Source organism: Rhodococcus sp. 06-156-4, assembly GCF_002259345.1.
Taxonomy (GTDB): Bacteria; Actinomycetota; Actinomycetes; order Mycobacteriales; family Mycobacteriaceae; genus Rhodococcoides; species Rhodococcoides fascians_E.
Map to the genome: position 1 here is coordinate 236,996 of NZ_NPGB01000018.1, position 26,642 is coordinate 263,637.

A 26,642-nucleotide genomic window follows, 5' to 3' on the forward strand; every position below is an offset into this window, starting at 1 on the left:
TAGGCTGGTGGTCGACGTGTTCGATCTGCGCCAGATCGAGCGCGTTCTGCCTCACTCGTACCAATGTCAGGAGATCTCTGCTCGTGTCGATCACAGACGATATTGACGTCCTCACCACAGCGCACCACCCCAGCGACTGGACGGACCTGGACACCAGGGCGGTCGACACTGTCAGAGTCCTCGCTGCCGACGCAGTGCAGAAGGTCGGCAACGGCCACCCCGGCACCGCGATGAGTCTCGCGCCCCTGGCCTACACCCTCTTCCAGCGGACCATGCGTCACGACCCGAACGACACGCACTGGATCGGGCGCGACCGATTCGTTCTCTCCTGCGGGCACTCGAGCCTGACGCTGTACCTGCAGCTGTACTTGGGTGGCTTCGGTCTCGAACTGGTCGACATCGAGTCGTTGCGCACGTTCAAGTCCAAGACTCCGGGCCACCCGGAGTTCCGCCACACCGACGGTGTGGAGATCACCACCGGACCTCTCGGCCAGGGCTTGGCCTCCGCGGTCGGCATGGCCATGGCCTCGCGTCGCGAGCGCGGACTGTTCGATCCCGAGCCCGCGCTCGGGACGAGCCCGTTCGACCACTTCATCTACGTCATCGCATCCGACGGCGACATCGAGGAAGGTGTGACGTCGGAGGCGTCCTCGCTCGCCGGCACGCAGCAGCTCGGCAACCTCATCCTGTTCTACGACGACAACAAGATCTCGATCGAGCACGCCACCGACATCGCCTTGTCGGAGAACACCGCCGCACGCTACGAGGCATACGGCTGGCACGTGCAGGTCGTCGAGGGCGGTGAGAACGTCACGGCCATCGAGGAAGCCATCGAGGCCGCGAAGGCCGTGACCGACAAGCCGTCGATCATCGTGCTGCGGACCATCATCGGGTTCCCGGCGCCGACGATGATGAACACCGGCGCAGTTCACGGTGCAGCCCTCGGCGACGAGGAAATCGCCAAGGTCAAGAAGGCACTCGACTTCGACCCGGAAAAGAAGTTCGAGGTCACCGACGAGGTCATCGCCCACACGCGCGGACTGCAGGAGCGCGGCCGCAAGGCGCACGCGGAATGGAACACGGAATTCGACGCGTGGGCTGCGCGTGAGCCCGAGCGCAAGAAGTTGCTGGATCGACTGACCGCGGGCGATCTCCCCGAGGGCTGGACCGACGTCCTGCCGACGTGGGAGCCCGGCAGCAAGGCGATCGCGACCCGCGCCGCGTCCGGCGAAGTTCTGAGTGCCGTCGGACCCGTTCTTCCCGAACTGTGGGGCGGATCCGCCGACCTCGCCGGCAGCAACAACACCACCATCAAGGGCGCGAAGTCCTTCGGGCCCACGTCCATCTCCACCGACGACTGGGATGCCGAGCCCTACGGACGGACTCTGCACTTCGGAATCCGTGAGCACGCGATGGGCTCGATCCTGTCCGGCATCGTCATGCACGGGCCGACCCGGGCGTACGGCGGAACGTTCATGCAGTTCAGTGACTACATGCGCCCCGCAGTCCGGCTCGCGTCGCTGATGGACATCGACCCGATCTACGTCTGGACGCACGATTCCATCGGCCTCGGCGAGGACGGCCCGACGCATCAGCCCGTCGAGCACCTCGCCGCACTGCGCGCCATCCCCAACCTGTCCGTCGTCCGTCCGGGCGATGCCAACGAGACGGCGTACGCCTGGCAGTCGACGCTCGCGCGTTCCAGCAGCAGCGGACCCGTCGGCCTGGCACTGACCCGTCAGGGCATCCCGGTCCTCGAGGGCACCAGCTACGAGGGGGTCTCGAAGGGCGGCTACGTCCTCGTCGAGTCGTCGAAGGCTGCTCCGGACGTGATCCTGATCGGAACGGGTTCCGAGCTCCAGTACGCAGTCGAGGCACAGAAGACGCTGGAAGCACAGGGAATCGCCGCACGGGTCGTGTCAATGCCGTGTGTCGAGTGGTTCAACAGCCAGGACCAGAACTACCGCGACCAGGTTCTTCCGCCCACGGTCAAGGCTCGCGTCTCCATCGAAGCGGGCATCGCGATGCCGTGGTACCCGATCGTCGGCGGCTTCGGCGAGATCATCTCGCTCGAGCATTACGGAGAATCCGCCGACGCCAAGACCCTTTTCCGCGAGTACGGATTCACGGCCGACGCAGTGGTCGCCGCCGCGCAGCGCTCCATCACCAACGTGAAGGGATAACCCATGACCCAGAACAAGAACCTCGCAGATCTGTCCGCAGCAGGCGTATCCGTCTGGCTCGACGATCTGTCCCGTGACCGCATCACCTCCGGCAACCTGCAGGAGCTCATCGACAGCAAGAGTGTCGTCGGCGTCACCACCAATCCGTCGATCTTCCAGGCGGCACTGAGCAAGGGCGACGCCTACGACGCCCAGGTCACCGAGCTCGCCGAGCGCGGAGCGGACGTCGACGCGACGATTCGCACCGTCACCACCGACGACGTGCGCAACGCCTGCGACATCTTCGCTCCGATCTACGAGTCCTCGGCAGGCGTCGACGGACGCGTGTCGATCGAGGTCGATCCGCGTCTGGCCCACGACACCGAAAAGACGATCGCGCAGGCCGTCGAGCTGTGGAAGATCGTCGACCGACCCAACGTCCTGATCAAGATCCCCGCGACCGAGGCAGGCATTCCGGCCATTGCCAAGGTCATCGGCGAGGGCATCAGCGTGAACGTCACGCTGATCTTCTCGGTCGAACGCTACGAGGCCGTCATCGGCGCGTACCTGGAGGGCTTGGAAGCTGCACGTGCAGCCGGCCACGACCTGTCGAAGATCCATTCCGTGGCGTCGTTCTTCGTCTCGCGCGTCGACACGGAGATCGACGCCCGGCTGGACAAGATCGGCACGCCCGACGCCGAGGCGCTCAAGGGCAAGGCTGCGCTCGCCAATGCTCGCCTGGCGTACGTCGCCTACCAGCAAGCGTTCGAGGTCGGGCCTCGCTTCCACGAGCTCGCAGGCTCGGGAGCTCGTCCGCAGCGGCCACTGTGGGCATCCACCGGGGTCAAGAACACCGCCTACCCCGACACGCTGTACGTGACCGACCTGGTCTCCCCCAACACCGTCAACACGATGCCGGAGAAGACTCTGGACGCCGTCGCCGACCACGGTGAGGTATCGGGAGACACCATCTCCGGCAAGGGTCCCGAATCGCAGGAAGTCTTCGACCGGCTGTCCGCGATCGGAATCGACGTGACGGACGTGTTCCTCACCCTCGAGAACGAGGGCGTGCAGAAGTTCGAGGCGTCCTGGAGCGAGCTGCTCGAGGCCACCGGCGAGCAGCTGCGTCAAGCAGGCCAGAAGAGCTGAGACGTGGCCACCGCAGAAACCGATCAGAAGGATTCCGCGGAGTGGCACAATCCACTTCGCGATCCACGTGACAAGCGTCTTCCACGGATCGCGGGTCCCTGCAGCCTCGTGATCTTCGGTGTCACCGGCGACCTCGCCCGTAAGAAGCTCATGCCTGCGGTGTACGACCTGGCGAACCGGGGGCTCCTGCCCCCCGGTTTCGCCCTCGTCGGTTTCGCGCGGCGTGATTGGGAGAACGAGGACTTCGCGCAGATCGTGCACGACGCGGTCCGCGATCACGCCCGTACGCCGTTCAGCGAGGAGGTGTGGAACACCCTCGCCGAGGGATTCCGCTTCGTTCAGGGATCGTTCGACGACGACGCAGCGTTCGACACCCTGTCGACCACGCTCGCCGAACTCGACGAAACTCGTGGCACGGGTGGCAATCACGCCTTCTACCTGTCGATTCCCCCCGGCGCCTTCCCTGTCGTTCTGGAACAGCTCTCTCGCTCCGGACTCGCCCAGCGTGAGGAAGGCAAGTGGCGCCGAGTCGTCATCGAGAAGCCTTTCGGTCACGATCTGGACAGCGCCAAGGAACTCAACGCTGTCGTGAACCGAGTGTTCCCCGAGGACACCGTCTTCCGCATCGATCACTACCTGGGCAAGGAAACCGTCCAGAACATTCTGGCTCTGCGCTTCGCGAACCAGTTGTTCGATCCCATCTGGAACGCCCACTACGTCGACCACGTGCAGATCACGATGGCCGAGGACATCGGATTGGGCGGTCGCGCGGGGTATTACGACGGTATCGGCGCGGCCCGGGACGTCATCCAGAACCATTTGCTGCAGTTGCTGGCGATCACGGCGATGGAAGAGCCGGTCAGCTTCAGCCCGTCCGAGCTGCAATCGGAGAAGATCAAGGTTCTCTCCGCCACCAAACCCGCCGAACCGTTCGCCGAGACCACCGCCAGGGGTCAGTACGCAGCCGGGTGGCAGGGCAGCCAGAAGGTCAAGGGGCTCAAGGAGGAAGAGGGATTCGACCCCGAGTCGAGCACCGAAACCTACGCCGCCATCACACTCGAGGTCGACACGAGACGCTGGGGCGGAGTTCCGTTCTATCTGCGGACCGGAAAGGCTCTGGGCCGCAGGGTCACCGAGATCGCCATGGTGTTCAAACGTGCGCCACACCTGCCGTTCGACGCCACCATGACCGAGGAGCTCGGTCAGAATGCGCTCGTGATCAGGGTCCAGCCCGACGAGGGCGTGACCATGCGATTCGGTTCGAAGGTGCCCGGGTCGAGCATGCAGGTTCGCGACGTCAGCATGGACTTCAGCTATGGCCAGGCCTTCACCGAATCTTCGCCGGAGGCGTACGAACGGCTCATCCTCGACGTTCTGCTCGGGGAACCGTCGCTGTTCCCCGTCAATGCCGAGGTCGAGTTGTCCTGGAAGATCCTGGATCCGATCCTCGACTTCTGGGCGTCGGGCGGCACCGCTGAACCGTACGAGGCAGGCACCTGGGGTCCGGCGACCGCCGACGAGATGATGCAACGTACCGGACGCGAATGGAGAAGGCCGTGATTGTCGACATTCCCTCGACGACGACAGCCGAGGTGGGAAAGCAACTGGTCTCGCTCCGGGAGTCCGGCGGTGCCGTGACCATCGGGCGTGTGTTGACGCTGATCGTCGTCAGCAAGGACGCCACGAAAGCGGAGACCGCGATAGCTGCGGCGAACGAGGCATCCCGGGAGCATCCGTGCCGCGTCATCGTGCTCATCCACGGTGACCGGTCCGCGGAGTCGAGCCTCGACGCACAGATTCGTGTCGGAGGTGACGCAGGAGCGTCCGAGGTCGTCGTCCTTCGCCTGAACGGCGAACTGGCAGATCACGAGCACAGCGTCGTCATACCGTTCCTGCTGCCGGACACACCGATCGTCGCCTGGTGGCCCAACGAAGCACCTGCCGTTCCTGCTCAGGATCCCCTGGGGCGCCTCGCGATTCGCCGTATCACCGATGCGACCAACGCACCGGACACGACGGCTGCGATCAAGAGCAGGTTGTCCAGTTACACCGACGGAGACACCGACCTGTCGTGGAGCCGAATCACCTACTGGCGTGGGCTTCTTGCCACGGCACTGGATCAGGCACCGCACGAATCCGTCGTCTCCGCGGTGGTGTCCGGTCTGGCCGAGGAGCCGGCGCTGGACATCCTCGCCGGTTGGCTCGCGGCCAAGCTGGAGGTTCCGGTGCATCGTCGAACGGGTGAGCTGAAGGTCGTGCTGGATCGCGAGACCACCAGCATCTCCATCACCCGCCCGCAGACCGGAAAAACCGCCACGCTGCGCAGAACCGGCCAACCCGACGCGGAGGTCGCGCTTGCTCGACGTGGAACCCGCGAGTGCTTGGCCGAGGAGCTCAGGCGCCTCGATACCGACGAAATCTACGAACTGGCCCTGAAGGGTCTGTCGAAGGTGAGCTATGAGTAAGAAATCCGTCCTGCAGTTTCTCGACGCGCAGTCATTGGTCGACGCAGCTCGATCCCGCTTCGTCGACGTGGTCGTGGCCGCTCAGGCCGAACGCGGCGTCGCATCGGTCGTGCTTACCGGCGGCGGCACCGGCGTCGCGCTTCTCGAGGCCCTCCGCGCGGATTCCGGGGCCATCGACTGGGGACAGGTCGACATCTACTTCGGCGACGAACGGTTCCTTCCCGCAGGCGATCCCGAACGCAACGAAGTGCAGGCATCGGAGGCACTGCTCGAGCACGTGGGTGTGCACCCGGACCGCGTGTTTCGCATGGCGGCGTCGGACGGGCCGCACGGCAGTGATCCCGAGGTGGCTGCGGCAACGTACGCGCAGATCCTCGGTGCCCGCTCGAACGGTGAGCACACACCGGAATTCGACGTGCATCTCCTCGGCATGGGCGGTGAGGGACACATCAATTCGCTGTTCCCGCACACCGACGCCGTTCGCGAACAGCACCGGTACGTGGTGGCCGTCGAGGATTCACCGAAACCGCCGCCGGTGAGAATCACGCTCACGTTGCCCGCTGTCCGACGTGCGAAGCACGTCTGGCTCCTGGTGTCCGGGGACGCCAAGGCCGACGCGGTGGCCGCTGCAGTGGGCGGCGCCGACTCCGATGACGTCCCGTCGGCGGGCGCCGTCGGATCCGAATCGACCGTGTGGTTCCTCGATGCAGGCGCGGCGTCGAAGCTGGAGAACAGCAACTAGATTCGAGCCACGACCGACTGGCAGGCGGCGCCGGTACCCGATTCTTCACAGGGTACCGGCGCCGTCGGCGTCGGTGTCGCGTGTGGTCGCCGTCTCGTCGGCGTCCTTCTCCACGGGCGGTGTCCGCCGCCTCGACTGCGCAGAACGGTACGCCGAGCCGTCGCGCCAGGATTTGGCATCGGATGTGCACTGCCTCATACCTAGTCAGACGCAGCCGGCACGGCGACGGTTCCCGAGTCGACGACGGCGGAACCGCAGGTGACTACCCGCTGTTGCGCAGAGCAGTCGCCAAACCGTTCATCGTCAGCAGGATGCCGCGTTTGACGCGCTCTTCCTCGTCACCGGCGCGGTAGCGGCGCAGCATCTCGACCTGCATCTGATTGAGGGGCTCGAGGTACGGGAACCGGTTGTGGACCGACCGTTCCAGGGCCGGATTGTCCTCGAGCAACCTCGAGTGTCCGGTGATGGACAGGTACATCTCGATGGTCTTCGCATGCTCTGCTTCGATCATTCCGAAGATCCTGGTGCGCAGTTCCACGTCCGGGACGAGTTCGGAGTAGTGGGCAGCGATCCCCAGATCCGATTTGGCCATGACCTGCGCGAGGTTCGACAGCACAGTCTGGAAGAACGGCCACTTCCGGTACAGGTCCGTCAGCACCGCCAGCTTGTCGTCGTCGCCGCCGACCCATTCCTCGAACGCCGTACCCGTTCCGTACCAGCCGGGAAGCATCACGCGGCACTGGCTCCAGGACATCACCCATGGGATCGCGCGCAGGTCGTACACCGAATTGGTCGGCTTGCGTGACGCGGGGCGGCTTCCGATGTTCAGCTCCCCCACCTCGGCAACCGGCGTGGACATGCGGAAGTACTCCACGAATCCGGGCTCCTCGTGCACCAATCGGCCGTACGCAGCGCGGGCTTTCGCCGCCAGGTCGTCGAGCACCTCGTAGGCGGGCTCGGCGCCGTCGCCCAGACCCTCCACGTCGAGGAGGGTCGATTCGAGCGTGCCCGCCACCAGCGATTCGAGGTTGCGGCGCGCCATGGACGGCTCGGCGTACTTGGCGGCGATGATCTCGCCCTGCTCGGTCAGACGCAGCGACCCCTGCACGACGCCCGGAGGCTGCGCGAGGATGGCGTCGTAGCTCGGACCGCCGCCGCGACCGACGGTGCCGCCACGACCGTGGAACAGCCGCAACCGAATTCCGGTCTTCCGCGACGCCTCGAGCAGATCCAGTTCGGCGCGGTACAACGCCCAGTTGGCGGCGAGGTATCCGCCGTCCTTGTTCGAGTCCGAGTAACCGAGCATCACTTCCTGGTTCATCCCGCGGCCCGCGACGAGAGCCCGGTAGACCGGAACGTCGAGGGTGGCCACGAGCGTGGCCGCACCCTGCTGCAGGTCCTCGATGGTCTCGAACAGGGGCACGACGCCCACCGTCGACGTCGGGGCGGATCCGTCGGTGCCGGGGTCGAAGATCCCGGCCTCCTTCAGCAACAGGGCTGCCTCGAGCATGTCGCTCACCGACTGGCACATGCTGATGATGTAGTTCTGGATCGTGTCGGGCCCGAGGTGATCGATGGCCACCTTCGCGGCGCGCACGATACCGAGCTCCTTGGTCGCGAGCTCGCTCAGCTGAGCTGTCGGACCCACGAGGGGACGACGAGTGGTCAGCTCGCGGGACAGAAGAGCCACCCGCTCGTTCTCGTCGAGCGAGGCGTAATCGGGGTGCACGCCGGCCCAGGACAGGAGTTCGGCGACGACTTCCTCGTGCGTCTCCGAGTTCTGGCGCATGTCCAGAGCCTGCAGGTGGAATCCGAACGTCTCGACGGCCTGACGCAGCGCCAGCAGACGATCGTCGGCGATGAGCGCATCACCGTCGGCGCGCAGCGCCCGGTCGATCGTGTCGAGATCGTTCAATACGTCCTGGGGCGCGGCATACGGGGTGGATCCGACGTCGAGTCCGGCGACGGGAACGGAGTCGAGAACCCGGGCGGCGGTGGCCGTCAGGCGTGCTCGGATCCCGCGCACCGCAACGCGATACGGCTCGTCGTTGCGGTTGTCGGCGGGATCGCCTGCTTCTGCCGCCAACGTCAGCAGTTCGTCGCTGACCGCGACGAGACGCACGGACATCGACAGTTCTTTCTCGAGCGCGACGAGCTCGTCCAGGTAATGAGCGAACGCGGTGTACCCGGCCTGATGGGTCGCGGTGTGCACGACCTCGGCCGTGACGTTCGGATTACCGTCGCGGTCTCCGCCGATCCACGAACCGGGACGAAGAATGGGCTGCGGCAGCAGGTCGCTCGACGGCCACCTCTGCCGAAGGGCCGCACGGACGTCCGCGTTGAGCGCCGGAATGACGTCGAACAGTGACGTCTCGAAGTAGCGGAGGCCCACCTCGATCTCGTCCTGAATTCGGAGCCGTGACAACCTGATCAAGGCCGTCTCCCACAACGTCAGAACCTGGCGACGGATCTGAATGTCCACCGCAGCAAGCTCTTTGGCGGCACTCGACGCCTTGTTCGCCGCCGCGGACGAGGCAACCTCGCGCCGTCGCATGAGCTCGGTGATCCTGGATTGAACATCGAACACCGTCCGTCGACGCGTTTCCGTCGGATGCGCAGTGATGACCGGGGCCACCAGTGCATCGGTCAGCGCGTCGGCCACCTGTTGCTGGGTGAGGTCGGCGGAATCGAGTTTGATCCACGTCGCGTCGAGGCTGCTGTCCTGAGGCGGATCCTCGCGATCGAGGTGAATTGCGCGACGGCGCTCGCGGTGCAGGTCCTCGGCGAGGTTGGCCAGCAGCGAGAAATGACTGAACGCACGAATGAGCGGAACTGCCTGCGACACGTCGAGATCTGCGTAGATCCCGAGTGAATCGTCGCGCTCGCCCTCCGAGCGGCGGACGGCGAAGGATTCGACGCGGGCACGTTCGACGAGGTCGAACACGGCGGGTCCTTCGTGCTCGCGGATGATGTCACCGAGAATTCCACCGAGGTATCGAATGTCTTCCCGCAGCGGCTCGGTCAACTCACGACCTTGCGTCGTGGGTGTGACGAAGGCGGGAGATCCTGACGACTCCAAAGGGGTTTCGCTCATCCCCCGATTATCGTGCACCCACCGGTGTCATGCAGCCCGAGGTCCTGTTCGGGCCCGGCACCGACACATGATATGTAAGGACAAATCCGATCAGGAGAACTTGATCTCCAGGCCGATTCCGAGGATTGCGATCAGCCACACGACGCCGGTGAAGATGGTCAACCGATCCAGGTTCTTCTCCACGACCGTCGAGCTCGACAGAGACGACTGGACACCGCCGCCGAACAGACTGGACAGGCCGCCACCCTTGCCCCGGTGCAGCAGCACCAGAAGAATCAGCGCCAAACTGGTGACCACCAGCAAAATATCCAGGAACAGTTCCATGTCCGCCTCACAATAGTCTCAGCTCACAACCCGTGACAGCCTACCTGCACGACGCACATTGCCGTGTCACCGCCTCGGTGGCGGTGACACGGCAATGTCCGATGTACGGCTCGACCAGCTGCTGCGATCAGGGCAGAGGGCCACCCGCGGCGATTGCCGACAATGTGGCGAACTCGTCCGCCTTGAGGGAGGCTCCACCGACGAGCGCACCGTCGACGTCGGGCTGGCCGACGATCTCGCCCACGTTCTTCGCGTTGACGGAGCCGCCGTAGAGGACCCGCACGCCCGCCGCCACCTCTGCGGAGGCGAGCGTCTTCAGCTCCTCGCGGATTGCCGAGCACACTTCCTGCGCGTCCGCGGCACTGGCCACTCGACCGGTGCCGATCGCCCACACCGGCTCGTAGGCGACCACGACCTTCGCGATGTCCTCGGCCGACAACCCGGCCAGCGAACCACGAAGCTGCGTGATGTTGTACGAGACGTGCTCGCCAGCCTCACGGATGTTGAGGCCCTCACCGATGCACACGATCGGTGTGAGTCCGTGCTTCAGTGCAGCCTTGGTCTTGGCTGCGACCGCGGCGTCGTCCTCGCTGTGCAGGGTTCGACGCTCGGAGTGCCCGACGACAGCGAACGTGCAACCGAGCTTCGCGAGCATCGACCCACTGATCTCACCGGTGTATGCGCCGGACTCCTGTGCGGAGACGTCCTGCGCGCCGTAGGTGAGCAGGAGCTTGTCGCCCTCGATGAGCGTCTGCACACTGCGGATGTCCGTGAACGGCGGAATGACCGTCACGTCCACCTTGTCGAAGTACTTCGCGGGCAGCGAGAACGCGATCTTCTGCACCAGCGAGATCGCCTCGAGGTGGTTCAGATTCATTTTCCAGTTGCCTGCGATGAGCGGCTTACGTGCCATGGTTCATCCCTCCAGCGCTGCGATGCCGGGAAGCTGCTTGCCCTCGAGGTATTCGAGAGATGCACCGCCTCCGGTCGAGATGTGCGAGAAGCCGTCGTCGGACAGTCCCAGTGCACGGACGGCGGCTGCGGAGTCCCCGCCGCCGACGACGCTGAACGCGCCCTTCTCGGTGGCACCGACGATTGCCTCGGCGATGCCCCGCGTTCCTGCGGAGAACTTCTCGAACTCGAAGACACCGGCCGGGCCGTTCCAGAAGATCGTCTTCGCGTTCGCGAGCACGACGGTGAATCGGCTGACGGACTCCGGCCCGATGTCCAGTCCCATCCAACCGTCCGGGATCTCGGATGCGGCAACGGTCTTGGCTTCGGCGTCCTTCGAGAACGAGTCACCCACGACGATGTCGACCGGCAGGTGGATGACATCGCCGAACCGCTCGAGCAGGTCCTTGCAGACGTCGATCTGGTCTTCCTGCAGAAGCGAAGAACCGACCGAGTAGCCCTGTGCGGCAAGGAAAGTGAACGCCATGCCGCCGCCGATGACCAAAGTGTCGACCTTGGGTGCGAGCGCCTCGATGACACCCAACTTGTCCGAGACCTTCGACCCGCCGAGCACGACCGCGTACGGGCGTGCCGGATCCTCCGTCAACTTGGCCAGCACGTCGACCTCGGTGGCCACCAGACCACCTGCGTACGACGGAAGCAGCTTCGCCACGTCGTACACCGAAGCCTGCTTGCGGTGCACGACGCCGAAGCCGTCGGACACGAAAGCACCCTCACCGTCGGTGAGCGCGACCAACTCGGCTGCCAGCTGAGCACGCTCGGCCTCGTCCTTGCTGGTCTCACGCGGATCGAACCGGATGTTCTCCAGCAGCAGTACGTCGCCGTCGGTCAGCCCTTCGGCACGAGCCTGAGCATCCTGGCCGACGACGTCGCCCGCCAACTGAACGTGGCGACCGAGCAGTTCCCCGAGCTTCGACGCCACCGGCGCGAGCGAGTACTTCGCCTCGGGCTTGCCGTCCGGCCGGCCGAGGTGTGCGGTGACGATGAGCTTCGCACCGGCGTCGAGCAGTGCGTTCAACGTCGGAAGCGATGCGACGATGCGACCGGGATCGGTGATGACACCGTTCTCGATCGGCACGTTGAAGTCCGAGCGCACCAGAACCGGGCGACCCGACACGCCGGCGTCGATCAGGTCCTGCAGAGTCTTGACTGCCATGTGATCAGAGGGACTTTCCGACGAGACCGATGAGGTCGGCCAGGCGGTTGGAGTAGCCCCACTCGTTGTCGTACCAGGACACGATCTTGACCTGGTCGTCGATGACCTTGGTCAGCGGTGCGTCGAAGATCGACGAGTGCGGGTCGGTGACGATGTCCGAGGACACGATCGGGTCGGTGCTGTACTTCAGGATGCCCTTCAGCGGGCCTTCCGCTGCTGCCTTCATGGCGGCGTTGATCTCGTCGACGGATGCCGACTTCTTCAGGTTCGCCGTGAGGTCGGTGACCGAGCCGGTCGGGATCGGCACCCGCAGTGCGTATCCGTCGAGCTTGCCGAGAAGCTGCGGGAGCACCAGGCCGATGGCCTTTGCCGCGCCGGTGCCGGTGGGGACGACGTTGAGGGCCGCTGCGCGTGCGCGACGCAGGTCGCTGTGCGGGCCGTCCTGCAGGTTCTGGTCCTGCGTGTACGCGTGCACCGTGGTCATGAGCCCCTTGACGATGCCGAACTCGTCGTCGAGGACCTTGGCAATGGGGCCGAGGCAGTTGGTGGTGCACGACGCGTTGGAGATGATGTTCTGGCTGCCGTCGTACTTGTCGTCGTTGACGCCCATGACGATCGTGATGTCCTCACCCTTGGCAGGTGCGGAGATGATGACCTTCTTGGCGCCTGCGTCGAGGTGGCCCTTGGCCTTCGAGGCGTCGGTGAAGATACCCGTGGACTCGACTACGACGTCGACGCCCAGGTCACCCCACGGGAGAGCCGACGGTCCCTCGCGCAGCGACAACGCCTTGATCTTCTGATCGCCGACGACGATGGTGTCGTCGCCTTCGAGGCTGACGTCGTGCGGCAGACGGCCCAGGATCGAGTCGTACTTCAACAGGTGCGCCAGGGATGCGTTGTCGGTGAGGTCGTTGACAGCCACGATCTCGATGTCGGTGGTGCCCAGAGCTTTCTGCGCATCGACTGCCCTGAAGAAGTTACGTCCGATGCGGCCGAAGCCGTTCACGCCTACCCGGATCGTCACTGTTCGCTCCTAAGTTGTTGAACCGATTGTCGTATTTCGCGCATGGGGCAAGTCCCTACGTGCGTTTTCCACCCTAGTGTGCGCACTGCATTCGCGCGCGCATCACCCTCCACCTGCAGTTATCCGAGCAGTCGCGTCGTCGGCTCTCGCCGGTGCCTCAGGCCTCGTCGAGCAACTCGGCGGTGACGGCGGACTCGGTGTCCGGAATGCCGGTGTCCTTCGCCTTTCGATCAGCCATGGACAGCAACCTGCGGATACGTCCGGCGACCGCATCCTTGGTCATCGGTGGGTCCGCGAGTTGGCCGAGTTCTTCGAGCGATGCCTGTCGATGCTGGACGCGCAGCGACCCGGCCGCAGCCAGATGATCCGGCACGTCTTCGCCGAGAATCTGCAGCGCACGTTCGACCCGCGCCGCCGCGGCCACGGCGGCTCTCGCCGACCGGCGCAGGTTGGCGTCGTCGAAGTTGGCCAGCCGGTTGGCGGTAGCACGCACCTCACGACGCATGCGCCGTTCTTCCCAGACGAGCCTGGTGTCCTGCGCTCCCATGCGTGTGAGCAGCGCGCCGATGGCTTCTCCGTCCCGCACGACGACTCGGTCGGTGCCTCGCACTTCCCGTGCCTTGGCGACGACGCCGAGGCGGCGAGCTGCACCGACCAGTGCCAGTGCGGCCTCGGGACCGGGGCAGCTGATCTCGAGTGCCGAGGACCTACCCGGCTCCGTCAGAGAACCGTGAGCCAGGAACGCCCCGCGCCACGCTGCTTCGGCGTCACCGACCGTGCCGCCGACCACCTGAGCGGGCAGCCCTCGGACGGGACGTCCACGCATGTCGAGAAGTCCGGTCTGGCGGGCGAGTGCCTCGCCGTCCTTGGCCACTCGGACGACGTACCGCGAGCTCTTCCTCAGACCACCGGCGCTGAGAACGTGGACGTCGGACGTGTACCCGTAGAGGTCCAGGATCTCGCGGCGCAGTCGGCGTGCTGTCGAACCGAGGTCGACTTCCGCCTCGACGACTACTCGTCCGGCAACGATGTGAAGCCCGCCGGCGAAACGCAGCAGCGCCGACACTTCGGCCCTCCTGCAGCTCACCTGGGTGACAGCGAGCCTGCTCAGCTCGTCCTTCACCTCAGCTGTCATGGCCACGAAGTGATCCCCTCTCTGCGCGGCCCGTCGGACGCGTCGTTCTCCTGCGAGGAGACGATGCTACCGAGAGCCGCAGCCAACTTTCCGAAATGATGTGCGTGGGTGCCCGGTTCCGCGACGTCCACGTAGACGACGTCGGCTCCCAACCGTGCTGCCGCTCGGGCGAGATGCTCGCGTTCGCCACCGGCCGGGACGAACGCGGAGTCGACGACGATGTGGTCGACCCTGAAATCCGGTGCGTGCTGGGACAGTACGTGCAGGTGCCGCTCGGCGGAGAATCCGGTCGTCTCCCCCAATTCCGGTGCCAGATTGAGTACGAGCACCTTGACCGCGGACGACCGTGCCAATGCGGCCAGCAGATCCGGGACGAGTACGTGGGGAATCACACTCGAGAACCACGACCCCGGTCCGAGTACGACCAGATCGGCCTCGTCGATGGCGCGAACCGCTTCGGGCGTCGCGGGCGGATCCGACGGTAGGAGTCGTACGCGCCTGACCTTGCCCGGTGTCGTCGCGACGGCGACCTGTCCGCGGATGACGCGCGACACCCTTGGATCGTCCTCCAAGCCCGAGACGTCGGCCTCGATGTCCAGCGGGATCGGTGCCATCGGCACGACGCGGCCCTCGATTCCGAGCAGGCGCGCTGCTTCGTCCAACGCGAGCACCGTGTCACCGAGAACCTCCGTCAGGCCCGCGAGGATCAGGTTCCCGACGGAATGGCCCGCGAGCGCACCCGATCCACCGAACCGATGCTGCATGACGTCCGCCCACATGCGCGTGCGTTGTTCCTCCGACGACAGCGCTGCCAGCGCCATACGGAGGTCGCCCGGCGGGACCATCCCGAGCTCCGCGCGGAGCCGGCCCGAGGACCCACCGTCGTCCGCGACGGTGACGATTGCTGTCACGTGCGATGCGAGCCTGCGTGCCGCGCTGAGCGTTGCGTACAGACCGTGTCCACCGCCGAGGGCGACGACTTTCATGTCGCTCATTCGCGGCCCGCGTCTCGGTGCAGCACCCGCACCGACAAGTCTTTCTCTCGCGCCAGCATGTCTGCCAGCGCTTCTGTCATTGCCACACTTCGATGCTTGCCACCCGTACACCCGACCGCGACGGTCATGTAGCTCTTGCCCTCCCTGCGATACCCGTCGACGGTCAAGTGCAACAAGTGCCGAAAGGTCTGCAGGTAGTCCTGGGCACCGTCTTGACCCAGGACGTAATCACGCACTGCAGGCTCTTTGCCAGTATGTTCTCGCAACTCGGGAACCCAGTGCGGATTCGGCAGAAATCTCACGTCGCACACCAGATCGGAATCGATCGGCAGACCGTATTTGAAGCCGAAGGACTGGACGGTCACACCGATCACCGCGATGTCGGTTCCTCCGAACGACGCCTCCACTCGGCGACGTAGTTGATGCACCGACAGCGATGTCGTGTCCACGACGACGTCCGCGACGGATTTCACCTCGGCGAGCCGGGCACGTTCGGCGTGAATCCCCTCGGACAGGGTGCCGTCCTGGCCGTCGTTCTGTAGTGGGTGGCTTCGGCGGTTGGATTCGAACCGTTGGATCAGCACCGCATCCGCGGCCTCCAGGAACAGGACTCGGTTCCGTATGCCCCGCGAGTTCAGTTCACGAACGACCCATCCGAGATCACCGGTGAACAGTCGGCTGCGGACGTCCATCACCAGTGCGAGGCGTTCGAGCGGAGGTTCCGAGGCGAGCGCCACGTCGATCATCTTCGAGATCAACTCGGGTGGCAGGTTGTCCGCCACATACCACCCCAGGTCCTCGAGCACCTTCGCGGCCGTGCGCAGACCCGCACCGGACAGACCGGTCACGAGCGCAACCTCGATAGCATGAACTGCGGTCGCTCGAACTGCGGTGGCTGGAATCGCGTCCGGTCGTGCGTCCACGTCTCCAACCGGGTCCGCTTCGTGAACGTCGTCGTCCTGCCGAACATCCGGTTCGCTCACGTCACAACCTGCCCTGTCGAAGTCGTCTCCTGCCGATCTTCCCCCACCGGCGCCGTCGATGCCGACATATCGCCCTCGACCTCGGCCGACGACCCTTCGCCTGCGGCTGCCCCCGTCGCGGTGACGCCGGCGTCGGCGTCACCTGCCCCCAGTGCGTCCAGGACTGCCTTGGCGGTGGTGGCTCCGATTCCCGGGACCTCGACGATGTCCTCCACCGTCGCCTGTTTGAGTTTCGCGACGGAGCCGAAGTGCGTCACCAGCGCCGTCCGTCTGGTCTCGCCGAGACCCTTCACCGAATCGAGCGCCGACGCGGTCATCCTTCTGGACCGCTTGCTGCGGTGGAACGTGATGGCGAACCGGTGCGCTTCGTCCCGAACCCGCTGGAGCAGGTACAGCGACTCGCTGGTTCGAGGAAGGATCACCGGATCGGATTCGCCGGGAACCCACACTTCCTCCAGACGCTTCGCCAGGCCGACCACTGCGACGTCGGTCACACCCAACTCGTCGAGTACCTCGGACGCGGCAGCGACCTGCGGTGCTCCGCCGTCGACGACGAACAGGTTGGGCGGATACGCGAACCGTCGCGGACGCCCGGTCTGCGGATCCAACGCGGCCTCCGGCGACAGGTCGCCCCCGGATTCGTTGCCCGAGGCATCGGAGCTGTGGCGCAGGAATCGTCGGCGGGTGACCTCGGCGATGCTCGCGACGTCGTCGGAATGCCCGTCTCCTGCGGCTTCCTTGATCGCGTAGTGCCGGTAATCGCTCTTGCGCGGCAACCCGTCCTCGAAGACGACGAGCGACGCGACGACATCGGTGCCCTGAACGTGCGAGATATCGATGCACTCGATGCGCAGCGGCGCGGAATCCAGATCCAGCGCCTCCTGAATACCCTGCAGCGCGGCGGATCTCGATGTGAAGTCACCGGCTCGCTTCAACTTGTGCTGTTGCAGAGCTTCTTTCGCGTTTCGTTCGACGGTTTCCGCGAGCGCCTTCTTGTCTCCTCGCTGCGGAACCCTCAGCTGCACGTTCGATCCGCGCAGCTCGCTCAGCCACTGCTGCACCTCGTCCGCGTTGCCCGGTAGGACCGGGACCAGCACTTCCTTCGGGACCGCGTTGGCTCCCGCGTCGTCGACGCCGGGAGTGCGCGAGGACAACGCTGCTTCCTGGCCGTAGAACTGGGTGAGGAACTGCTCGACCAGAGCCGGAAGGTCGGACTGATCGTCGGCCACCGTCTCGATGACCTCACCCGCCTTCTCCACGACCCATCCGCGCTGTCCGCGGACTCGGCCGCCGCGTACGTGGAAGACCTGCACCGCAGCCTCCAGCGGATCGGTCGCGAAGGCCACCAGGTCGGCGTCGGTTCCGTCACCGAGCACCACAGCCTGCTTCTCCAGTGCCCGCTTCAAGGCGCCCACGTCGTCGCGGAGTCGAGCAGCGGATTCGAAGTCCAGATTCTCCGACGCGTCCTGCATCTTCTTCTCCAGCTGCCGAACCAGCTTGTCCGTCTTGCCGGACAGGAAGTCACAGAAGTCCTCGACGGTGCGTCGGTGCTCGTCGGCCGACACGCGTCCGGTGCACGGCGCGGAACACTTGTCGATGTAGCCGAGCAGACACGGGCGACCGATCTGCTTGTGCCGTTTGAGAACTCCTGCCGAACAGGTACGGGCCGGGAACACACGCAACAACAGATCGAGAGTCTCGCGAATTGCCCACGCGTGTGCGTAGGGACCGAAGTATCGGACGCCCTTGCGCCTGGGTCCGCGGTAGACGAACAGACGCGGATACTCCTCGTTCATCGTGACCGCAAGCATCGGGTAGCTCTTGTCGTCGCGGTACCGAACGTTGAATCGAGGATCGAACTCCTTGATCCAGTTGTACTCGAGCTGCAGCGCCTCGACCTCGGTCGTCACCACGGTCCATTCGACGGATGCCGCCGTGGTGACCATCTGGCGAGTGCGCGGGTGCAGGGACGCGACGTCCGCGAAGTACGAATTGAGGCGGCTTCGAAGGCTTTTGGCCTTGCCCACGTAGATCACGCGTCCGTGAGGATCACGAAATTTGTACACGCCGGGCTCCACCGGGATGGTTCCGGTTGCCGGGCGATATGTAGCTGGGTCGGACACGGTGTCCAGGTTAGCCGCAGCCACCGACCGGCTTCGGCGAGCTAGCGGTCCGAGCCCGCATACTTCGCTTCCAGGCTGCGGAAGGACCGGACCGCGGCGACCGCGTGATCCCGATCGTTCGACTGGATGGCCATCACCGGAATGAACTCGTCGTCCGGGATGTCCACCCGCGCCCACATCGCCCCGTCGGGGAAGGACAGACCGCGAACGAGGTCCCATTCGATCAGACGCTCGGACAGGATGTTCCTGACCGCAACGCCCTTCTTGCCGACCCGCACGCGTGGGCGCGTCAACAACAGTGCGATACCGGCCAACAACACACCGATGCCGGCCAACGCCAGCTGATCGGCAGTGCGGAAGTACACCCCGGTGGGCGAGATCCGCAGCAGGATCGCCACGGTGGTGTGTGCCACCACCAGCAGAACAGCGGCAGCAATCGCGTAGCGCGCGGACTTCTTGGACCGGACCTCGAGATCCCAGCCTGCGTTCTCCGTCATCGAAATTCCTGGTTCGTCCACGGTTGCCGCAGATGCTTCAGGGTCAGCGCGGTGTCGATCGCCGCCGCAGCGGCCTGCCCGCCCTTGTCCTCCTTCGACCCGGGAAGCCCGGACCGATCGAGAGCCTGCTGCTCGTCGTCCGTCGTCAACACTCCGTTGGTCACGGGAGTGCTCTCGTCGAGCGACACCCGCGTCAGACCGGCCGTGACGGCGTCGCACACGTACTCGAAATGCGGTGTTCCGCCTCTGATCACCACGCCGAGAGCAATCACCGCGTCGTGGTCACGGGCCAAGGTCTGCGCGACGACCGGAAGCTCGATCGCCCCCGCCACTCGAACGACGGTGACCTCGGTGACACCGGCTTCCTCGACCTTCTTGCGTGCGCCGTCGAGCAGAGCCTCGGAGATGGTGCGATGCCACTGACCGGCAACGATGGCGACCTTCAGATCACCTGCGCCCTCGAGTTGTAGTTGTGGTTCGCCTTCCCCGCTCATGAATGCTGCCCCTTCTCGTATTCGTCGAGTCCGGCCAGGTCATGGCCCATGCGGTCGCGCTTGGTGCGTAGGTAGGTCAGGTTCTCCGCGTTCGCCCGCAGCGGCATCGGGACGCGCTCGGTGACGTGCAGTCCGTATCCGTCGAGACCGACTCGCTTGGCTGGATTGTTCGTCAGCAGGCGCATCGAGGAGATGCCGAGATCCACCAGAATCTGAGCACCGATTCCGTAGTCCCGCGAATCGGCTGGAAGTCCGAGCTGAAGGTTTGCGTCGACGGTGTCCGAACCTGCGTCCTGCAGCTGGTACGCCTGCAACTTGTGCAACAGTCCGATACCGCGGCCTTCGTGCCCTCGCATGTACAGCACGACGCCTCGGCCCTCGGTGGCGATCATGTCGAGCGCAGCATCGAGCTGAGGACCGCAGTCACACCGCAGCGAACCGAAGACGTCGCCGGTCAGGCACTCCGAGTGCACACGGACCAGGACGTCGCTGCCGTCACCGTCCGGTCCGGCGATATCTCCGCACACCAGGGCGACGTGCTCCACCTCGTCGTAGACGCTCTGGTATCCGACGGCGCGGAAAGTGCCGTGAGCGGTGGGAATCCGAGCATCCGCGACGCGCACGACGTGCTTCTCGTGCTTGCGGCGCCACGCGATGAGATCGGCGATGGAGATGAGTGCGAGGTCGTGGTCGTCCGCGAAGACCCGCAACTCGTCGGTCTGCGCCATCGAGCCTTCGTCCTTCTGGCTGACGATCTCGCAGATGACTCCCGCAGGCCGCAGATCGGCCATTCGTGCCAAGTCGACGGCCGCTTCGGTGTGACCCGGTCGACGCAGGACTCCGCCGTCCTTCGCGCGAAGCGGAACCACGTGTCCCGGCCGGGTGAAATCGCCCGCGCCCGTCGTCGGATCCGCCAGCAGCCGCATGGTCGCAGCCCTGTCCGAGGCCGAGATTCCGGTCCCGATGCCCTCCCGGGCGTCGACCGTCACCGTGTAGGCCGTGCCGTGCTTGTCCTGGTTGGTCGCGTACATGGGAGGAAGACCCAGGCGGTCGCAATCGTCACCGGACAGCGGTACACAGAGGTACCCCGAGGTGTACCGCACCATGAACGCGACGAGTTCCGGCGTCGCCTTCTCGGCCGCGAAGATGAGGTCGCCCTCGTTCTCGCGATCCTCGTCGTCGACCACGACCACAGCTTTACCTGCGGCGATGTCCGCAACCGCGCGCTCGATACTGTCGAACCTTGTCACGTCCTACGCTCCATACGTCTTGTTCACACCCCAGACGAATTCAGGCATGAATACTTCGTCAACAGTAACTTTCCGGCATTCCTACTCGGCGGCGAGGGTCTGCAGCCGTTCGACGTATTTGGCGATCACGTCGACCTCGAGGTTCACCGGCGTCCCGACGTCCGAACTACCCAGCGTCGTCAGGTCGAGCGTCGTCGGAATGAGCGAGATCTCGAACCAGTGCCCGCCGTCGTCGTCGCGACCGAGCGCCGACACCGTCAGCGACACCCCGTCGACGGTGATGGAGCCCTTCTCGACGACGTACCGCGCGACCGAGGTGGGCATTGCGATCCGGACGACCGTCCAGTTCTCCGAAGGAGATCGGTTCACCACCGTCCCGGTGCCGTCGACATGACCCTGAACCAGGTGACCACCCAGCCTGCTGTTCAGTGCTGCCGCACGTTCCAGATTGACCCGGCTGCCCACCTCCAAGCGCTGCAAGCTGGACCGGTTCAACGTCTCCTGCATCACGTCGGCCGTGAACGCGCCGTCGGCCAGCACGTCGACGACCGTCAGGCACACACCGTTCACGGCGATCGAATCACCGTGCCCTGCATCCGACGTGACGATCGGACCCTTCACCGTGAAGCGGGCGGCATCGGTCAGATCGTCCTTGCCGACGATCTCGCCGAGTTCCTCGACAATCCCAGTGAACATCAGATCTCCACTCTCTCGTTTCCGGTCACTTCTGCAGCTTCACCGCGCTGACGACCACGTCGGTTCCCAGTGGGACGACACTCTCGATCGAGAACCGCAGGGCGTCGGAAATTGTTCCGACGCCTGCATTCTCCACCGCCGAGGTCCCCGAACCGAGTACGACGGGAGCGATGTACGCCACGATGCGGTCGACGACACCTGCGGCGAGAAAAGCGCCGGCCAGGGTCGGCCCACCCTCGACCAGGACGTCGGTGTACTCACCGAGCGCGTCGACGACGTCGTGCGGATCGTGCGATCGGACGAAGATCGTGCGTGTGTGGTCGCCGCGGATGCGCGCCTCGGGAGGGATGTCACGATGGCCGACGACGACGCGGACGGGTTGGTGCGGTGCGGAGCTTCCGTCGGGAAGCCGGGCCGTGAGCAGCGGATCGTCCGCGATCACGGTTCCGGTCCCGACGACGATTGCGTCCAGAGTCGCGCGCTGCGCGTGTACGTGCGCGCGAGCGTCGGGTCCGGTGATCCACTGACTCGTGCCGTCCTGCGCTGCGCTGCGGCCGTCGAGACTCGCCGCGTACTTCAACGTGATGTGGGGGCGTCCGGTCCGTTGCTTGTGCAGCCACGCACGCAGTGGACCGCGCTTCACGGCGTCGGACTCCAATCCGGACGAGACGTCGACGCCTGCCTCGGCGAGCGTGCCTGCTCCCCCTTCGGCAAGAGGGTTGGGATCGGCCACCGCATAGACGACACGACGAACGCCTGCCGCGATCAGCGCCTGCGAGCACGGACCGGTCCGACCGGTGTGATTGCACGGTTCGAGCGTGACCACTGCCGTTCCGCCGCGTGCGCGTTCACCGGCTTCCGCAAGAGCGACCACCTCGGCGTGCGGACCCCCGGGCGGCCGCGTCGCCCCGGTCCCCACGACGACCCCGTCGGCGTCGAGGATGACGGCTCCGACCGGCGGATTGGGACTGGTCGACCCCCTGGCCGTTTCCGACGCGGCGATGGCGAGCGCCATGGCGGCGGTCTCGCTCACAGCGGCGCCGGATGTCATCAGTGTGCGAGGTGGTGCGACGCCCCGGCTGCACGGTCGCGCAACGCGCGCACGGTCGCTGCGGGATCGGCTGTGCCGTACACGGCGGACCCGGCGACGAAGCAGTCGACGCCGGCGTCCGCGGCCTGCTCGATGGTGTCGGCATTGATGCCGCCGTCGATCTCGACGACCAAGGTCAGTTCGCCGGAGTCGACGAGATTGCGTACCGTGCGAGCCTTGCTCAGCACCTCGGGCATGAACGACTGTCCGCCGAAGCCCGGCTCGACGCTCATGACGAGCAGCGTGTCGAAATGCCGAAGTATCTCGAGGTACGGCTCGATCGGGGTGCCGGGCTTCACGCTCAGGCCTGCTTTGGCTCCCGCTGCACGGATGTCCTTCGCGACGGCAATGGGATCGTCCGTCGCCTCCGCGTGGAACGTGACGTTGTAGGCACCCGCCTCCGCGTACGGCGGCGCCCACCGAGCCGGATCCTCGATCATCAGATGGCAATCGAGGGGTATGTCGGTGGCCTTGACGAGACTCTGGACGACGGGAAGGCCGAGCGTCAGATTGGGAACGAAATGCGCGTCCATGACGTCGACGTGGAGCCAGTCGGAGCCTGCGACGGCCTCTGCTTCCTCCCCCAGACGGGCGAAGTCGGCGGAGAGGATGGACGGAGCGATCATCGGAGCTGCCACGATGAGACAGCTTAAAGGGTCGGCCGCCGGGCTCCCGCGGCGCGTGATTTCTCCGTGCCCGATTCAGAGCCGCTTCAGGGCCCGCTTGGGCGCCTTCGCTCGCCACGCTTCGGTGAGCAGCTCCTGCACTTCAGTGGCGTCCGCCCGGTCCAGGTCCACGATGATCGAGCCGTGCCCGTCGTAGTGATCCGTGGTGTAGTACGCGGAGCCGGGCGAGGCCAGCAGAGCTTCTTTCTCTTCGAGGCTGCACATGACGACCACGCCGCCCTCTGCTTCGGCCCGTAGACGGGCTATCAACTTGTTCGCCACCTTCAACGCGGGAGTGTTGTAGGACGTCGACTCCTCGGTCTCCGGAAGGGTCGCGGCGAACGTGACGAGGTCTTCCCATGCAAGTGCCATGGGAACAGTGTCGACCATGTCCGGCCGCGACACTTGGAGGAATGCGCAGCGTCAGTCCAACGGTCGACGAAGCGCAGCGAGGAACATCGCGTCCGTTCCGTGGCGGTGCGGCCACAGCTGCGCCGACGCACCGTCACCGAGCTGTGGAACGTCGGGCAGGAGCTGGTGGGTGTCGAGCTGCCGAGCACCGTATCGGCGCACCGCGTCCGCGACGACGGCCGTGGTCTCGGACAGGTGCGGCGAACAGGTCGAATACACGACCACGCCGCCCGGCCGTACCAGCTTCAGTGCGGAGGCGAGCAGTTCCTTCTGCAACGCCACCAGCCCCGCCAGGTCGGACTGCGTGCGACGCCACCGCGCCTCGGGCCTCCGGCGCAGCGCTCCGAGTCCGGTGCAGGGCGCATCGACCAGGACGCGGTCGTATCCGCCGTCGAGACCCGGGTCCCGGCCGTCCACGATGTGAACGGTGACCGGGAGCCCCTTCGTCGTCTTCGACACGAGGTCGGCACGGTGCGGGGTCGGTTCGACGGCGTCGACACGGGCGCCGTCGATCTCGGCGATCGCCCCGAGCAGAGCCGCCTTGCCTCCGGGACCTGCACACAGGTCCAGCCAGCGTCCGCCGTCCTCGCCCTCGATCGGTGCCAGCGTCAGCGCGCGCGCCACCAGTTGGCTGCCCTCGTCCTGCACACCGGCCAGGCCGTCTCGGACTGCGTCGAGCTTGCCGGGATCACCGCCGTCGAGATAGACGGCGTACGGCGAGTACTTGCCCTCTTCACCTCCGGTGACGAGGGCGAGCTCCTCGGCGGAGATCTCCCCAGGTCGTGCGACGAGATGGACTGCGGGCCTGGCATCGTCGGCGGCCAGCACATCCGCCAGTTCTGCGGCGTCCGCCCCGAGCGCGTCGGCGAAGGCCTGCGCGATCCACTTGGGATGCGCGTACTCGAACGCCAGATGTCCGACGGGATCCTTGTCTGCTGCGGGAGCGAGCTCGTCGACCCATCGATCGGCGGACTTCTCCGACACTCGCCGAAGCACGGCGTTGACGAATCCTGCCTTGCCGCTGCCGAACTCGGCCCTGGTCAGATCGACCGACGTCGCCACGGCAGCGTGGGGCGCCACGCGGGTACGAAGCAGTTGGTAAGCACCCAGCCTCAGGATGTCGAGCAGACCACCGTCTATCTCCGAAATCGCACGACCCGAACCGCTTTCGATGACCGAGTCGAGGAATCCTCGGGCTCGCGACGCTCCGTAGGCGAGTTCGGTCGCCAGGGCAGCATCACGCGTGTCGAGCTTGCGCTCGCGCAGCAGCCCCGGGAGCACGAGGTTGGCGTAGGCATCCCGCTCGCGTACCGCCTTCAGTACGTCTCTGGCGGCGAGTCGCGCAGGGTCGACAGGCGGGGTCGACCCCGGCCCTCCCCCACGATTCGGCCGGTTGCCCGCCCCCCGGCGGGATCCCGAGGTGCGCGTCGGCCCGTTGTTCACGTTGCCGCGTCGGCCTGCTCGGCCCTGGTTCTTCTCGGAGCTCACAGGGCAACCGCCGTTTCCGTCAGCCGGGCACCGCGCGCCCAGTCGAGTGCTTTCATGAGTTTCTTGCCCTGGGGTTGGACGTCGCCCAGAGCTACTGCGGTCGTTGCAGTCCCGACGAACACCCCGTCCTTGCGGACCAGGACGTGCCCGGCTTCGAGGTCCACGTCCGACACTGTGACCGGGGCTACTTTCAGCCGCACGTCTCCGATCGTCGTCCACGCACCGGGCGACGGGGTCACCGCGCGGACGTGCCGGTCGATCGACGCCGCCGAGGAGGTCCAGTCGATGCGCGCCGAGTCGACGGTGATCTTCGGTGCGTAGGACACGCCGTCTACCGGTTGCGGAACTGCGGAGGCCTCACCGGCCTCGATCGCGTCGAGAGTCGCTTCGAGCAGTACCGCACCACTGAGCGCGAGGCGGCCCAGCAGGTCGCCCGCCGAGTCGGTCGACCCGATGGTTTCGGTGACGACGCCCAGGACCGGGCCGGTGTCCATGCCTTCCTCGAGGAGGAACGTCGATGCGCCCGTCACGTCGTCGCCCGCGGAGATCGCTGCTTGAACCGGGGCCGCGCCCCGCCACGCGGGGAGCAGCGAGAAGTGCAGATTGATCCATCCGAACTTCGGTACGTTCAGCACCGGCCGCGGCAGCAGTGCTCCGTATGCGACGACCGGGCACACGTCGGGTTCGAGCGCGGTGAGAGCGTCGAGGAACTCCGGCTCCGACGGGCGCTGCGGCGTCAACACCGGGATCCCGTGTTCATCTGCCAGCAGTCCGACGGGCGAGCGTCCGATCTTGCGTCCACGACCTGCGGCCGCATCCGGACGCGTGATCACCGCGACCACGTCGTGCCGATCCGACGAGATCAGTCGCGCCAGCGACGGAACTGCCGGGTCGGGCGTACCTGCGAACACAACGCGCACCAGAGGGCTCCCACGAATAGGTAGAACGGATTTCTCACGAACCACCCATTCTAGGGACCACCCACCGGGCACGAGCACGCCCGTCGATCATGCGTCGGACTCACCGGCGTGCGGTGTCTCCTCCTCGGCCAGAATTCGGTACAGGCGTCTGCGCGCATCGACGAGAACCTCGCTTGCGGCCGCGACCTGACCCGGCGTCCCGACCGCAGCGACCTGACCTGCGGCACCCATCAGCAATCCGATCAGACCCCGCAGGTCCATCGCATCACCTCCGACCGTTCCGCGTACGTCGTCCCACGGAGAACCCAGATCCTCCCGGTGTTCGTCGACGAACGTCCGGCCGGTCTCGGTCAGGCGAGCCGTCTTGCGACCGTCGACCTTCTCGATCAGGACGAGACCCTCGTCCTCGAGCTGTGAGAGCGCGGGATAGATGGACCCCGGGCTCGGCTTCCACGCGCCCTCGCTCTTCGCGACGATCTGCTGGATCAGCTCGTACCCGTGCATCGGCGACTCGGCCAGGATCAGCAGGACTGCAGCTCGAACGTCACCGCGACGACCTCGTCCTCCGCGGCCGCGGCCGCGGCCGAGGTTGCCCGCAGGCCCGAAACCGCCGGGACCGAAACCGCCCCGATGATGGGGACCGCCCCGGTGATGCGGTCCCCCGCGCCGTGCGTGTCCGTGGACGTGCTCATGTTCGTAGAAATTTTCCATGTCCGTCTCCTTCTGTATCGTTTGGACGTATTGACGATATATCGACAATACGTTTTCGGCAAGAGTGACTGTCGAGCAGTTCATTGGACGGCGGCC

The 26,642-nt window shown here is 65.7% G+C and carries 25 protein-coding genes; 5 read left to right on the plus strand and 20 right to left on the minus strand.

Features of this window, described 5'->3' with window-relative positions; all coding sequences use genetic code 11:
• Window positions 1-83 precede the first annotated feature (83 nt).
• From tkt to pgl, 5 genes are read left to right on the plus strand one after another with little or no spacing between them, the layout of a single operon-like run.
• Window positions 84-2,183: a transketolase gene (tkt, locus tag CH290_RS11865; protein WP_019666350.1), complete on the plus strand. Its 2,100-nt coding sequence runs from the start codon at window positions 84-86 to the stop codon at window positions 2,181-2,183.
• 3 nt (window positions 2,184-2,186) lie between these two features.
• Window positions 2,187-3,311, plus strand: a complete 1,125-nt coding sequence (gene tal / locus CH290_RS11870; protein ID WP_019666351.1) for a transaldolase — start codon at window positions 2,187-2,189, stop codon at window positions 3,309-3,311.
• A 3-nt stretch (window positions 3,312-3,314) separates the two neighbouring features.
• On the plus strand, window positions 3,315-4,871 hold the full coding sequence (zwf, locus tag CH290_RS11875) for a glucose-6-phosphate dehydrogenase (RefSeq protein WP_019666352.1): 1,557 nt from the start codon (window positions 3,315-3,317) through the stop codon (window positions 4,869-4,871).
• Entirely contained in the window at window positions 4,868-5,776 is a 909-nt protein-coding gene (gene opcA, locus CH290_RS11880) for a glucose-6-phosphate dehydrogenase assembly protein OpcA (protein WP_026348006.1), read from the plus strand. The genes zwf and opcA overlap by 4 nt, the downstream gene beginning before the upstream one ends.
• On the plus strand, window positions 5,769-6,518 hold the full coding sequence (gene pgl / locus CH290_RS11885) for a 6-phosphogluconolactonase (protein WP_019666354.1): 750 nt from the start codon (window positions 5,769-5,771) through the stop codon (window positions 6,516-6,518). Before opcA ends, pgl begins: the two co-directional genes overlap by 8 nt.
• Window positions 6,519-6,563: 45 nt before the next feature.
• On the opposite strand, the gene CH290_RS30245 is transcribed toward pgl, so the two are convergent.
• The 20 genes from CH290_RS30245 to CH290_RS11980 form a co-directional block, all read right to left on the minus strand.
• Entirely contained in the window at window positions 6,564-6,716 is a 153-nt protein-coding gene (locus CH290_RS30245) for a hypothetical protein (RefSeq protein ID WP_020110115.1), read from the minus strand.
• A gap of 64 nt (window positions 6,717-6,780) precedes the next feature.
• The gene (gene ppc / locus CH290_RS11890) at window positions 6,781-9,612 is read right to left on the minus strand and encodes a phosphoenolpyruvate carboxylase (protein WP_033189693.1); all 2,832 of its coding nucleotides are present in this window, start codon (window positions 9,610-9,612) and stop codon (window positions 6,781-6,783) included.
• A 90-nt stretch (window positions 9,613-9,702) separates the two neighbouring features.
• Window positions 9,703-9,936: a preprotein translocase subunit SecG gene (gene secG, locus CH290_RS11895; protein WP_019666357.1), complete on the minus strand. Its 234-nt coding sequence runs from the start codon at window positions 9,934-9,936 to the stop codon at window positions 9,703-9,705.
• Between the two features lie 127 nt (window positions 9,937-10,063).
• Complete coding sequence (tpiA, locus tag CH290_RS11900) at window positions 10,064-10,849, minus strand: triose-phosphate isomerase (RefSeq protein WP_019666358.1); 786 nt, start codon at window positions 10,847-10,849, stop codon at window positions 10,064-10,066.
• Between the two features lie 3 nt (window positions 10,850-10,852).
• Window positions 10,853-12,064, minus strand: a complete 1,212-nt coding sequence (locus tag CH290_RS11905) for a phosphoglycerate kinase (protein WP_019666359.1) — start codon at window positions 12,062-12,064, stop codon at window positions 10,853-10,855.
• A gap of 4 nt (window positions 12,065-12,068) precedes the next feature.
• Window positions 12,069-13,088, minus strand: coding sequence for a type I glyceraldehyde-3-phosphate dehydrogenase (gene gap, locus CH290_RS11910; RefSeq protein ID WP_019666360.1), 1,020 nt, complete (start codon window positions 13,086-13,088; stop codon window positions 12,069-12,071).
• Window positions 13,089-13,245: 157 nt separating this feature from the next.
• Window positions 13,246-14,229: a DNA-binding protein WhiA gene (gene whiA / locus CH290_RS11915; RefSeq protein WP_019666361.1), complete on the minus strand. Its 984-nt coding sequence runs from the start codon at window positions 14,227-14,229 to the stop codon at window positions 13,246-13,248.
• The gene (locus tag CH290_RS11920; RefSeq protein WP_019666362.1) at window positions 14,220-15,218 is read right to left on the minus strand and encodes a gluconeogenesis factor YvcK family protein; all 999 of its coding nucleotides are present in this window, start codon (window positions 15,216-15,218) and stop codon (window positions 14,220-14,222) included. Before CH290_RS11920 ends, whiA begins: the two co-directional genes overlap by 10 nt.
• Entirely contained in the window at window positions 15,215-16,141 is a 927-nt protein-coding gene (gene rapZ / locus CH290_RS11925; protein WP_371828079.1) for an RNase adapter RapZ, read from the minus strand. Before rapZ ends, CH290_RS11920 begins: the two co-directional genes overlap by 4 nt.
• A gap of 56 nt (window positions 16,142-16,197) precedes the next feature.
• Window positions 16,198-18,324, minus strand: a complete 2,127-nt coding sequence (uvrC, locus tag CH290_RS11930; RefSeq protein ID WP_080733959.1) for an excinuclease ABC subunit UvrC — start codon at window positions 18,322-18,324, stop codon at window positions 16,198-16,200.
• 41 nt (window positions 18,325-18,365) lie between these two features.
• Window positions 18,366-18,821, minus strand: coding sequence for a PH domain-containing protein (locus tag CH290_RS11935; RefSeq protein ID WP_019666365.1), 456 nt, complete (start codon window positions 18,819-18,821; stop codon window positions 18,366-18,368).
• Window positions 18,818-19,315 carry a 6,7-dimethyl-8-ribityllumazine synthase gene (ribH, locus tag CH290_RS11940; RefSeq protein WP_020110118.1) on the minus strand — a complete coding sequence of 166 codons (498 nt, stop codon included), beginning with the start codon at window positions 19,313-19,315 and terminating at the stop codon, window positions 18,818-18,820. The genes CH290_RS11935 and ribH overlap by 4 nt, the downstream gene beginning before the upstream one ends.
• Entirely contained in the window at window positions 19,312-20,565 is a 1,254-nt protein-coding gene (locus CH290_RS11945) for a bifunctional 3,4-dihydroxy-2-butanone-4-phosphate synthase/GTP cyclohydrolase II (protein ID WP_019666367.1), read from the minus strand. Before CH290_RS11945 ends, ribH begins: the two co-directional genes overlap by 4 nt.
• An 81-nt stretch (window positions 20,566-20,646) precedes the next feature.
• Window positions 20,647-21,261 (minus strand): riboflavin synthase, encoded by a 615-nt coding sequence (locus CH290_RS11950; protein WP_033189691.1) that lies wholly within the window; start codon window positions 21,259-21,261, stop codon window positions 20,647-20,649.
• A 25-nt stretch (window positions 21,262-21,286) separates the two neighbouring features.
• A complete protein-coding gene (gene ribD / locus CH290_RS11955; protein ID WP_019666369.1) occupies window positions 21,287-22,312 on the minus strand; it encodes a bifunctional diaminohydroxyphosphoribosylaminopyrimidine deaminase/5-amino-6-(5-phosphoribosylamino)uracil reductase RibD in 1,026 nt (341 codons plus the stop codon).
• Complete coding sequence (gene rpe / locus CH290_RS11960) at window positions 22,312-22,989, minus strand: ribulose-phosphate 3-epimerase (protein ID WP_019666370.1); 678 nt, start codon at window positions 22,987-22,989, stop codon at window positions 22,312-22,314. The genes ribD and rpe overlap by 1 nt, the downstream gene beginning before the upstream one ends.
• 63 nt (window positions 22,990-23,052) lie before the next feature.
• Complete coding sequence (locus CH290_RS11965; RefSeq protein WP_033189745.1) at window positions 23,053-23,388, minus strand: MmcQ/YjbR family DNA-binding protein; 336 nt, start codon at window positions 23,386-23,388, stop codon at window positions 23,053-23,055.
• A gap of 51 nt (window positions 23,389-23,439) precedes the next feature.
• The gene (locus tag CH290_RS11970; RefSeq protein ID WP_371828592.1) at window positions 23,440-24,870 is read right to left on the minus strand and encodes an RsmB/NOP family class I SAM-dependent RNA methyltransferase; all 1,431 of its coding nucleotides are present in this window, start codon (window positions 24,868-24,870) and stop codon (window positions 23,440-23,442) included.
• Between the two features lie 41 nt (window positions 24,871-24,911).
• On the minus strand, window positions 24,912-25,835 hold the full coding sequence (gene fmt, locus CH290_RS11975) for a methionyl-tRNA formyltransferase (RefSeq protein ID WP_033189689.1): 924 nt from the start codon (window positions 25,833-25,835) through the stop codon (window positions 24,912-24,914).
• 87 nt (window positions 25,836-25,922) lie between these two features.
• A complete protein-coding gene (locus CH290_RS11980) occupies window positions 25,923-26,546 on the minus strand; it encodes a PadR family transcriptional regulator (protein WP_080748739.1) in 624 nt (207 codons plus the stop codon).
• Window positions 26,547-26,642 lie beyond the last annotated feature (96 nt).

Coding starts and splice junctions, on each gene's coding strand:
- tal (WP_019666351.1), top strand. CDS start 2,187: ATGACCCAGAACAAGAACCTCGCAGATCTGTCCGCAGCAGGCGTATCC.
- pgl (WP_019666354.1), top strand. CDS start 5,769: ATGAGTAAGAAATCCGTCCTGCAGTTTCTCGACGCGCAGTCATTGGTC.
- CH290_RS30245 (WP_020110115.1), bottom strand. CDS start 6,716: ATGAGGCAGTGCACATCCGATGCCAAATCCTGGCGCGACGGCTCGGCG.
- ppc (WP_033189693.1), bottom strand. CDS start 9,612: ATGAGCGAAACCCCTTTGGAGTCGTCAGGATCTCCCGCCTTCGTCACA.
- secG (WP_019666357.1), bottom strand. CDS start 9,936: ATGGAACTGTTCCTGGATATTTTGCTGGTGGTCACCAGTTTGGCGCTG.
- tpiA (WP_019666358.1), bottom strand. CDS start 10,849: ATGGCACGTAAGCCGCTCATCGCAGGCAACTGGAAAATGAATCTGAAC.
- CH290_RS11905 (WP_019666359.1), bottom strand. CDS start 12,064: ATGGCAGTCAAGACTCTGCAGGACCTGATCGACGCCGGCGTGTCGGGT.
- CH290_RS11920 (WP_019666362.1), bottom strand. CDS start 15,218: ATGAGCGACATGAAAGTCGTCGCCCTCGGCGGTGGACACGGTCTGTAC.
- CH290_RS11935 (WP_019666365.1), bottom strand. CDS start 18,821: ATGACGGAGAACGCAGGCTGGGATCTCGAGGTCCGGTCCAAGAAGTCC.
- ribH (WP_020110118.1), bottom strand. CDS start 19,315: ATGAGCGGGGAAGGCGAACCACAACTACAACTCGAGGGCGCAGGTGAT.
- CH290_RS11950 (WP_033189691.1), bottom strand. CDS start 21,261: ATGTTCACTGGGATTGTCGAGGAACTCGGCGAGATCGTCGGCAAGGAC.
- ribD (WP_019666369.1), bottom strand. CDS start 22,312: ATGACATCCGGCGCCGCTGTGAGCGAGACCGCCGCCATGGCGCTCGCC.
- CH290_RS11965 (WP_033189745.1), bottom strand. CDS start 23,388: ATGGCACTTGCATGGGAAGACCTCGTCACGTTCGCCGCGACCCTTCCG.
- CH290_RS11980 (WP_080748739.1), bottom strand. CDS start 26,546: ATGGAAAATTTCTACGAACATGAGCACGTCCACGGACACGCACGGCGC.